Source organism: Gammaproteobacteria bacterium (assembly GCA_028817225.1).
Lineage (GTDB): Bacteria > Pseudomonadota > Gammaproteobacteria > Poriferisulfidales > Oxydemutatoraceae > Oxydemutator.
The window spans coordinates 1-10,079 of sequence record JAPPQC010000018.1; the positions used below are offsets into that span (position 1 = coordinate 1).

Here is a 10,079-nt window from a genome sequence, read left to right on the forward strand (position 1 = left end):
CAGGTGCCGACCAGCGCGATGGGCACCGACGCCTTTCAGGAGGCGCCCATCGTCAACATCATGGCGCCGTGCGCCAAGCATGTGTTTCTCGTCAAGGACATCGCCAGACTCGAGCCGACGATACGCGCCGCCTTTGAAATCGCCGCCAGCGGGCGCCCCGGGCCGGTCGTCGTGGACATCCCGAAAGATGTGCAGAACCACGAGTGCGAATTCCGCGGCGGCGGCCACACGCTCGACCTGCACGGCTACCGCCGCCGCATCCGGCGCATCCTCGACAACCGCCTGACGCCGCAAAAATGCCGCGACTTCTTCGCCCGCCTCGGCGAGTCGCAGCGGCCGCTGCTGTATGTCGGCGGCGGCGTCATCCATTCCGGCGCCGCCGGCAGTCTGCGCGCCTTCGCCGAGCGCTACCGCCTGCCGGTGGTGACGACGCTGATGGGCATCGGCGCGGTGGATACGACGCATGACAACAGTTTGCACATGCTCGGCATGCACGGCACCGCCTACGCCAACTACGCGGTGGAAGACTGCGACCTGCTGATCGCCGTCGGCGCGCGCTTCGACGACCGCGTCGCCGGGCGCCCCGATGTGTTCGCGCCGAACACCCGCGCCATCATGCACATTGACATTGACAGCGCCGAGATCAACAAGGTCATGCCAACGGCGTGGTTCCACCACGGCGACGCCGGCATCACGCTGCGCGACCTGATGGACAACGACGGCGGCTTTCGCGCCGGTTTCGGGCCGTGGCTTGAGCACATCCGCCGCCTCAAGCGCAAATACCGCCTCAATTACCGCCGCGACGGCGACCTGATCCAGCCGTATTATGTGCTGGAACTGCTGAACGGCCTGATTGACGGCGAGGCCATCGTCGCCACCGGCGTCGGCCAGCACCAGATGTGGGCGGCGCAGTATCTCGACTACAAGCACCCGCGCACCTGGCTGACTTCCGGCTCGATGGGGACGATGGGCTTCGGCCTGCCCGCCGCCATCGGCGCGCAGTTCGCGTGCCCCGGCAAGATGGTGTTCGACATTGACGGCGACGGCAGTCTGCGAATGAACTTCGGCGAACTCGAGACCGTCACCACCTACGACCTGCCGCTCAAGGTGCTGCTGATGAACAACTTCGGCGACGGCATGGTGCGCCAGTGGCAGAAGACCTTCTTCAAGAGCCGCTACGCCGGCTCCGACAAGTCGCTCTACCGCAAGGACTTCGTGCAGGCGGCGAAGGCCGACGGCTACCCGTTCGCGCGCCGCGTGGACAACAAGGCCGACCTGCCCGGCGTGCTGCGCGAGTTTGTCGCCGCCGCGACGCCGGCCTTTCTTGAGGTCGTCATTGACCAGGACGCCGGCGTCTATCCGATGGTCAGCCCCGGCACCGGCTACAAGCAGATGATCACCGGCGACTACATCGCGCGGCGCGAGGACGGCGCCGCCGGAGAGGACGATGTGGACCCCATCAGCGGTTCCGGCATGTTCTGAACGCGCGCGTGCGGCGGCGGGTATAATCACGCCGGGCAATGGACACAAAGACAGTCACAGCGGAGGATTTGCGCCATGAAAGCATCTGAATTGTTTGTTCGCGCCCTGGAAAACGAGGATGTCGAGTACATCTTCGGCGTTCCCGGCGAGGAAAACATCCACATCATGGATGCGCTGCTCGACAGCGACATCCGTTTCATCCTGTGCCGCCACGAGCAGGGCGCGGCGTTCATGGCCGATGTGTACGGGCGTTTGACCGGCGAGCCGGGCGTGTGCCTGGCGACGCTCGGGCCGGGCGCGACCAACCTCATCACCGGTTTCTCCGACGCCAACATGGACAACGCGCCGATCATCGCCATCGCCGGCCAGGGCGCGACGACGCGCATGCACAAGGAAAGCCACCAGATACTGAACCTGGTGCGCTTGTTCGAGCCGATTTCCAAGTACAGCGTCGGCATCCGCTCGCCGAAGACCATCCCCGAGGTCGTGCGCAAGGCGTTCAAGGTGGCCAAGACCGAAAAGCCCGGCGGCTGCTTCATGGACTTGCCCGAGGATGTCGCCTCCGCCGAACTGCCGGTCGGCGCCTTCCTGCCGAACGACGACACCGACGAGCCGGCGGCGCAACTCGAGCAGATCGAGGAGGCCGCCGAGATCATCAGCGGCGCGCGCTTCCCGATTGTGATGGCCGGCAACGGCATCGTCCGCGCCCGCGCCTGCGCCGAACTGGTGGCGTTCGCCGAGAACCTCAACATTCCCGTCGCCAACACCTTCATGGCGAAGGGCTGCATGCCGTTTTCGCACCGCCTGAGTTTCGGCACCGTCGGCTTGCAGGCGCGCGACTATGTCGCCTGCGGTTTCGCGCGCGCCGATGTCGTCATCTGCGTCGGCTACGACATCGTCGAATACCACCCCTATCTGTGGCACCCCGACAAGGACAAGAAAATCGTGCACATTGACGCCTGCGTCTCCGAGGTGGACGAACACTATGTGACGCGCTGCGAGGTCACCGGCGATGTCGGCGTGTCGCTCGAGCGCATCGCCGAGCGGGTCAAGAGCCGCAGCGGCGAGAATTACTACCAGAAGATGTCGGAATACTCGGCGACGCTTCGCAATGTCATCGTGGACGAATTCGATCGCCACGCCGCCGACGACGGCTTTCCGGTGAAGCCGCAGAAAATCCTGGCCGACATCCGCGAGGTGCTCGGCAGGGAGGACATCGTCATCTCCGATGTCGGCGCCCACAAGATGTGGGTCGCGCGCATGTACCAGGCCGAGGCCGCCAACACCTGCATCATCTCCAACGGCTTCGCGTCCATGGGCATCGGCGTGCCCGGCGCGATCGCCGCCAAACTCGTGCACCCGGACCGCAATGTGCTGACCGTCACCGGCGACGCCGGCTTCATGATGAACTCGCAGGAGATCGAGACGGCGATGCGCATCAACACGCCGATTGTCATCCTGATCTGGCGCGACGACGGTTACGGGCTGATACGCTGGCACCAGTTGAAGGCGTTCGGGCGCGACAGCCACATTGATTTCGCCAACCCCGACTTCGTCCAGTACGCCGAGAGTTTCGGCGCGCGCGGCTTTCGCGTCGGCAGCGCCGGCGAATTGCGCGGCGTGCTGGAGGAGGCCGTCGGCTGCGGCACCGTGGCGATTGTTGACTGCCCGGTGGATTATTCCGAGAATATGAAATTCACCGAAGAGATGGGGCAGTTGGTGTGCCCCATATAGAAGTGCGTGGAATCAGCACGCGGAGCAAGCGCGCGGGACAGCGCGCAGAATAAACACGCGATCAACGCGGGATAAACGCATCAACGCAATCAACATGCGCCGCCAGGGCGCAGGGAGCATGTCATGACGCAACAACACTGGAAACCGCTGCTGGCGGACACTGCCACCGGGGGGGGCGCCGGGGGCGGCGCCACCGTCGAGGTCACGCGCCCGTGGGACGGCGCGGCGCTGGCGACGGTCGAGAAAGCCGGCGCCGGCGCCGCGCAGGCGGCGCTGGAAACCGCGCACGCCGTCTATCGTAACCGCGACGCCTGGCTGACGCCGGCGCAGCGCATCGAGATACTGGAGAAAACCTGCCGGATGATGGGCGAGCGCGCCGACGAACTGGCGCTGCAAGCCGCCGCCGAGGGCGGCAAGCCGCTGCCCGACTCGCAGGTCGAGGTGGCGCGCGCGATTGTGTCGCTGCAAAGTTGCGTGGACTGCCTGCGCGGCGAACGCGGCCACGGCGAGCGCATCCCGATGGGCGTCAACGCCGCGTCGCTGAACCGCATCGCGTTCACCATCAAGGAGCCGATCGGCGTCGTGCTGGCGTTCAGCGCGTTCAACCACCCCGTCAACCTGATCGCGCACCAGGTCGGCCCGGCCATCGCCGCCGGCTGCCCGGTCGTCGTCAAGCCGGCGGAGGCGACGCCGCTGTCGTGCTTCACGCTGGTGCAGATGCTGCACGAGGCCGGCCTGCCGCCGGCGCACTGCCAGGCGCTGCTGGTGGACGGCCATGATGTCTCGAAGCGACTGGTGGCCGACGAGCGCGTCGGCTTTTTCAGTTTCATCGGCAGCGACCGCGTCGGCTGGATGCTGCGAAACCAACTCGCGCCGGGCGCGCGCTGCGCGCTGGAACACGGCGGCATGGCGCCGGTGGTCATCGCCGCCGACGCCGACCTTGACGACGCATTGCCGCTGATCGCCAAGGGCGGCTTCTACCACGCCGGCCAGGTCTGCGTGTCGGTGCAGCGGGTGTTCGCGCACTCGTCCATCGCCCGCGATGTCGCCGCGCGCCTCGCCAAACTCGGCGAGGCGATGGTCATCGGCGACCCGACGCTGGCCGACACCGAAGTCGGGCCGCTGATACGCCCCGGCGAGGTCGAGCGCGTCGGCCAGTGGGTGGCGGAGTCCGGCGCCGAAGTCGTCTGCGGCGGCGAGCGCGTGTCCGACACCGCGTTTCAGTGCACCGTGCTCTACGACCCGCCCGCCGACGCCAAGGTCACCTGCCGCGAGGTGTTCGGCCCCGTCGTCTGCGTCTATCCGTTCGACGACCTCGCCGAGGCCGTCGAGCGCGCCAACGAACTGCCGTACTCGTTCCAGGCGGCGGTCATCACGCGCGACCTTGATGCCGCCGCGTTCTGCGTGCGCCGCCTCGACGCCGCCACCGTGCTGGTCAACGACCACACCGCGTTCCGCGTGGACTGGATGCCGTTCGCCGGCCACAAACGCTCCGGTTACGGCACCGGCGGCGTGCCGTACACCTTCGACGACATGCAGGCCGACAAGCTGGTCGTGATGCGCTCAAAGAACTGGTGAGCGGCGGCGCGCCGCTGCGCCGCGAGCGCGCGTCGGATGCGGGGCTGAAACCCGCCGGCATCTGCCGCCAGGCGCTGGATGTCGTCGGGCAACTGCAACGCGCGGGCCACGAGAGTTACATCGTCGGCGGCGGCGTGCGCGACCTGCTGCTCGGCGAGACGCCGAAGGACTTCGATGTCGCCACCGATGCGCGCCCCGAGCAGGTGCGCGCGCTGTTTCGCAAATGCCGCCTGATCGGGCGGCGTTTCCGGATTGTCCATGTGTACGGCGGCGGCAAGATCACCGAAGTGGCGACCTTCCGCGCCGACACCAGCGGCGGCGCGCCGGCGACGGGCTTTCGCGCCGACGCCGGGCGCATCGTCCGCGACAATGTCTATGGCAGTTTGGAAGAGGACGCGCTGCGCCGCGACTTCACCATCAACTCAATTTACTACGACCCGTTCGGCGACCGCCTCGTCAGCCACGAGCGCGCGCTTGACGATGTGCGCGCGCGCTGCCTGCGAACCATCGGCGACGCCGCGCGCCGCTACCGCGAGGACCCGGTGCGGATGCTGCGCGCGGTGCGCTTTCTGGCGCGCCCCGGCCTCGTCGCCGAACGCGAGACCGGCGCGCAGATTGCGCGCAACGGCGCGCTGCTCGGCGCGGTGCCGCCGGCGCGGCTGTTCGACCAGTTGCTGAAGTTGTTCCACGGCGGCGCCGCGCTGAAGGTGTACCGCCTGCTGCGCGAACACCGCCTGTTCGGCGTGCTGTTTCCGCAGACGATGAAGGCGCTGGAACACGACGCGCAGGGCGGTTTCGACGACTTTCTGCAGAAACTGCTGGCGTGCACCGACGAGCGCGTCAACCGCGGCCTGCCTTCAACGCCGGCCTTCGTGCTGGCCGGGCTGTGGTGGCTGCCGGTGCGCGACGCCGCCGCCCGCCTGCGCGCGCACGGCGTGCCGGCGGACGAGGGCGGTGCGCGGATGCGCGGCGTTTCGGAGGAAGAGGCGTTGCAGCGCGCGGTGCGCGATGTCGCGCGCGAGCAGAGCGGCAGCGTCTCGGCGCCGATGCGGCTGGTGACGATTGTGCGCGAGATACTCGTGTTGCAGCGCCTGTTCACCAGTTCGCGCAAGAAGGACTTGTCGCGGCTGCTGACGCACCCGCGGTTTCGCGCCGCCTGCAACTTCTTCACGCTGCTGGAACAGGCCGGCCTCGCCGACCGCGCCGACTGCCCCGGCTGGTCGCGCATTGAAGACCTGGAACGCACATCACGCCGCCGCGATTCCGACGGGCACGGCGGGCGCGGCGGACGCGGCGGGCGCGGTGGGCGCGGCGGCAGCGGCGGGCGCGGCGGCAAAGGCCGCCGCCGCAGCGCGCCGCGCCGCCGCCGCAGACCGGCGGAGGGCGCGGCGTGACGCTTGCCGCAACGATGGTCGGCGCGAATTCCGGGCGTTGCGCTGCGTTGGCAGCGGGCAAGACGGCGGAGGGCGCTGTATGACACTTGCCGCAATCGCCGTCGGCGCCAACCTCGGGCGCGCGCATGACAATGTGGCGCGTGCGATGGAATGCGTCGGCGCGCTGGACGCGACGCATCTTCGCGCCCGTTCGTCGCTGTACCGCAGTTGCGCCGAAGGGCCGCCGGGCCAGCCGGATTACATCAACGCCGTCGTGCTGGTGGAAACGCAACTGCCGCCGCTGGCGCTGCTGGATGAATTGCAGCGCCTGGAACAGGCCTTCGGGCGCGAGCGCGCCGAACGCTGGGGGCCGCGAACGCTGGACCTGGATGTGCTGACCTACGGCGACGAAGTCATCGCCGACCGCCGCCTCGCGGTGCCGCACCCGCGCGCGCACCGCCGCTCGTTCGTGCTGAAACCGCTGGCGGAAATCGCGCCCGACCTGGTCGTGCCGGGACACGGCCCGGTCGCGCGCCTGCTCAATGACCTGCCCGATGCAAACGCCTGCCGCAAACTGGCTGCGCCGCAGCAGGCGCAAGACCGGGCCGCGAACGCAACGGCAGCGCAAGCGCAAGACCGGCCTGCACATGCGGCGGCACCGCAAGCACAAGACCGGCCCGCGCACGCAGCGCCCGCCGCGCCGCAGCGCGACGACGCCGCCGCCGCAAACACGCGGCGCGGCTACTTTGTTATTGAGGGGCCGGTCGGTGTCGGCAAGACCAGTCTGGCGCGCAAACTGGCCGGCGAACTCTCGTGCCGGCTGGTGCTGGAGCAGGTGGACGACAACCCGTTTCTGGAACGCTTCTACCGCGACATTGAAAACATGGCGCTGCCGACGCAGTTGTATTTCCTGATGTCGCGCCTGCGCCAGTTGCGCGAGATACGCCAGTCCGATTTGTTCGCGCAGACGACGGTCAGCGATTTTCTGCTGGACAAAGACCGCCTGTTCGCGCGCCTGACGCTCGACGACCGGCAGTTTGAACTCTACCGCCGGATTTACGACGCGCTGTCGGCGCCGCAGGCGCAGGTCGCGCCCGACCTTGTCATCTATCTGCAAGCGCCGGTCGAGGTGCTGATGCGGCGCATCGGCAAACGCGGGCGGCGTTTTGAGCGCCTCGTCGGGGAGGATTATCTGCGCCGTTTGAGCGCCGCCTACACCGACTTCTTTCATTATTACGACCGCGCGCCGCTGCTGATCATCAACACCGGCGGCATTGATTTCGTCGAGAACGAATCGGCCTGGCTGCAACTGAAACAACGCATCCTGTCGGCACGCGGCGGCAGAAACTACTACAACCCGCTGCCCGATGTGCTCGCCTGACATACGCCGCCGCGCGCTGCGGCATATAATGCCCCTGTAATGGCCGATGCGACCGACGCCGGCGCGCGGCGCACGCTGCGCGTTTTCGGCGACATGAAAAAGGCCGGCGAACCCATCGCCTGCCTGACCGCCTACGACGCCTCGTTCGCGCGCGCGATGGAGCGCGCCGGCGTGGACCTGGTGCTGGTCGGCGACTCGCTGGGGACGGTGGTGCAGGGGCGGCGCACGACCATCGCCGTGACCACCGACGACATCGCCTACCACTGCCGCTGCGCCGGGCGCGGGCTGGCGCGCGCGATGCTGGCCGCCGACCTGCCGTTCATGAGTTGCCTGTCGCCGCTGCAAGCGCTCGACCGCGCCAAGCGCCTGATGCAGCACGGCGGCGCGCAGATGGTCAAACTGGAAGTCGCCGACGGCGCGCCGGCCATCATCGCCGCGCTCAGCGGGCAGGGGGTTGCGGTGTGCGCGCATGTCGGGCTGCGCCCGCAGTCGGTGCACAAACTCGGCGGCCTGCGGCGCCAGGGTGAAGAACCGGCGCAGGCCGACGCGCTGGTGCGCCAGGCGCACGAATGCGTCGCGCACGGCGCCGACATGGTGCTGGCCGAGTATGTGCCGCAGGCGCTGGGGCGGCGCCTGGCGCGGGAACTGGAGGCGCCGGTCATCGGCATCGGCGCCGGCCCGGATTGCGACGGACAGATTCTGGTGATGCACGATGTGCTCGGCGTCAACGACCATCCGCCGAAATTCGCGCGCGACTTTCTGCGCGACGCCGCCTCGATTGAAGAGGCGTTCGCCGCCTATGTGCGCGCCGTCAAGTCACGCGCCTTCCCGCGCCGCGCCGCGTCTTGATGCACCTGGAAAAAACCGCCGCCGGGGTGCGGGAGCGGGTGCGGCAGTGGCGCGCCGAGGGCGAGCGCGTTGCGCTGGCGCCGACGATGGGCAATCTGCACCGCGGCCATCTGGAACTGGTGTCGGCGGCGCACCGCGTGGCCGGCAAGGCCGCCGTCAGCGTGTTCGTCAACCCGCTGCAATTCGACCGCGACGACGACTTCAACGCCTACCCGCGCACGCTGGAGCGCGACCTGCGCCTGCTGGAACGCCACGGCGCGGACATGGTGTTTGTGCCGGAGGCGGCGGAGATGTGCCCGCCCGAATCCGGCGCGCTGCGCCGCGTTGGCGCGGGGCCGCTCGGCGACGGCCTGTGCGGCGCGCACCGCCCCGGGCATTTCGACGGCGTCGCCGTTATCGTCGCCGCGCTGTTCAACCTGTTTCGCCCCGACGCCGCCGTGTTCGGCGAGAAGGACTACCAGCAACTGTGCATCGTGCGCGACCTCGCCGCGCGCCTCGGCCACGCGACGGAAATCGTCGGCGTGCCGACCGTGCGCGAGGCCGACGGCCTGGCGATGAGTTCCAGAAACGCCTACCTGACGCCGCGCGAACGCGAGCAGGCGCCGGCGCTGTACCGCGTCTTGCGGCGGATTGCCGATGCGATACGCGGCGGCGGCGATGACTTCGCCGCGCTCGCCGCCGCCGCCGTCCGCGACCTCGGCGACGCCGGCCTGCGCCCCGAATATGTCGAGATGCGCCGCGCCGACACACTGCAAACGGCGTCCCCCGGCGACCGCGCCATCATCGTGCTGGCCGCCGCATGGCTTGGCCGCGCGCGATTGATTGACAACATCCGGGTTTGAGGGGGTGTGCGGGTTGCGCGGCCTTTCCGGTATAATTGTCCCGGCAAACGCCGTTGCGGGCGGGGGCGGATATGGATACTTTGGGCGCCATTTTTCTCAAATCAAAACTGCATCGTGCGCGGGTGACGCACGCGCGGCTGGATTACGACGGTTCGTGCGCGATTGACCGCGAACTGCTCGACCTCGCGCAAATCCGCGAATACGAGCAGATTGAAATCTACAACCTGTCCAACGGCGAGCGCCTGACCACCTACGCCATCGCCGCCGAACGCGGCAGCCGCATCCTGTCGCTGAACGGCGCCGCCGCCCGCCGCGGCGTGCCCGGCGACGCGGTCATCGTCTGCGCCTACGCGGTGCTGTCGCCGCAACAGGCGCAAACGCACAAGCCGGTGCTGGTCTATCTCGACGAACACAACAACCCGCAACGCGATTTGAGGCCGGTTTCCTCCGGTTGAGGGGGGCGCGGCGGCGCCGTTACATCATTTGGCGCATCATGTTGAGTGCGTAGTACATCATGCCGGACATGGCGGCGAGAGCCGCCAGGGTCATGCTCACAATGGTTGACACCATCATCCGCAACATTTTTTTCTCCGACTCGTGGAAGTCATTTCGCAAGTTGCTGATGTCTCCCTTGAGTTCGGCTTTTGTGTCGCTGATGTCTCCCTTGAGTTCGGCTTTCGTCTCAGCGAAGCCGACTTCCATTTTCTTGTCAAGTTCAGCGAAGCCGACTTCCATCTTCTTGTCAAGTTCAGCGAAGCCGACCTCCATCTTCTTGTCGAGTCTGTTGACCTCTTCCCTGAACTCGCCCCGCGTAACCGGCGCATTGTCGTCGGGCGGCTG

9 protein-coding genes are annotated in these 10,079 nt (G+C 67.8%); 8 read left to right on the forward strand and 1 reads right to left on the reverse strand.

Annotation, left to right across the window (positions count from 1 at the left end; all coding sequences use genetic code 11):
- From OXU50_02330 to OXU50_02365, 8 genes are all read left to right on the forward strand, one after another.
- Positions 1-1,482: thiamine pyrophosphate-dependent enzyme (locus OXU50_02330; GenBank protein MDD9868720.1), on the forward strand; the 1,482-nt coding region annotated here is incomplete at its 5' end.
- A gap of 75 nt (positions 1,483-1,557) precedes the next feature.
- The gene (locus OXU50_02335) at positions 1,558-3,216 is read left to right on the forward strand and encodes an acetolactate synthase large subunit (protein ID MDD9868721.1); all 1,659 of its coding nucleotides are present in this window, start codon (positions 1,558-1,560) and stop codon (positions 3,214-3,216) included.
- A 123-nt stretch (positions 3,217-3,339) separates the two neighbouring features.
- Positions 3,340-4,794 (forward strand): aldehyde dehydrogenase family protein, encoded by a 1,455-nt coding sequence (locus OXU50_02340; GenBank protein ID MDD9868722.1) that lies wholly within the window; start codon positions 3,340-3,342, stop codon positions 4,792-4,794.
- Positions 4,791-6,188 (forward strand): polynucleotide adenylyltransferase PcnB, encoded by a 1,398-nt coding sequence (gene pcnB, locus OXU50_02345; GenBank protein MDD9868723.1) that lies wholly within the window; start codon positions 4,791-4,793, stop codon positions 6,186-6,188. Before OXU50_02340 ends, pcnB begins: the two co-directional genes overlap by 4 nt.
- A 79-nt stretch (positions 6,189-6,267) precedes the next feature.
- Positions 6,268-7,548 carry a 2-amino-4-hydroxy-6-hydroxymethyldihydropteridine diphosphokinase gene (gene folK, locus OXU50_02350; protein ID MDD9868724.1) on the forward strand — a complete coding sequence of 427 codons (1,281 nt, stop codon included), beginning with the start codon at positions 6,268-6,270 and terminating at the stop codon, positions 7,546-7,548.
- A 39-nt stretch (positions 7,549-7,587) separates the two neighbouring features.
- Positions 7,588-8,397: a 3-methyl-2-oxobutanoate hydroxymethyltransferase gene (gene panB / locus OXU50_02355; protein ID MDD9868725.1), complete on the forward strand. Its 810-nt coding sequence runs from the start codon at positions 7,588-7,590 to the stop codon at positions 8,395-8,397.
- Positions 8,397-9,239, forward strand: a complete 843-nt coding sequence (gene panC, locus OXU50_02360; GenBank protein ID MDD9868726.1) for a pantoate--beta-alanine ligase — start codon at positions 8,397-8,399, stop codon at positions 9,237-9,239. Before panB ends, panC begins: the two co-directional genes overlap by 1 nt.
- A gap of 71 nt (positions 9,240-9,310) precedes the next feature.
- Positions 9,311-9,694 (forward strand): aspartate 1-decarboxylase, encoded by a 384-nt coding sequence (locus OXU50_02365; GenBank protein MDD9868727.1) that lies wholly within the window; start codon positions 9,311-9,313, stop codon positions 9,692-9,694.
- A gap of 19 nt (positions 9,695-9,713) precedes the next feature.
- On the opposite strand, the gene OXU50_02370 is transcribed toward OXU50_02365, so the two are convergent.
- Positions 9,714-10,079, reverse strand: a 366-nt coding sequence (locus tag OXU50_02370; GenBank protein ID MDD9868728.1) for a hypothetical protein, incomplete at its 5' end; no start/stop codon positions are given.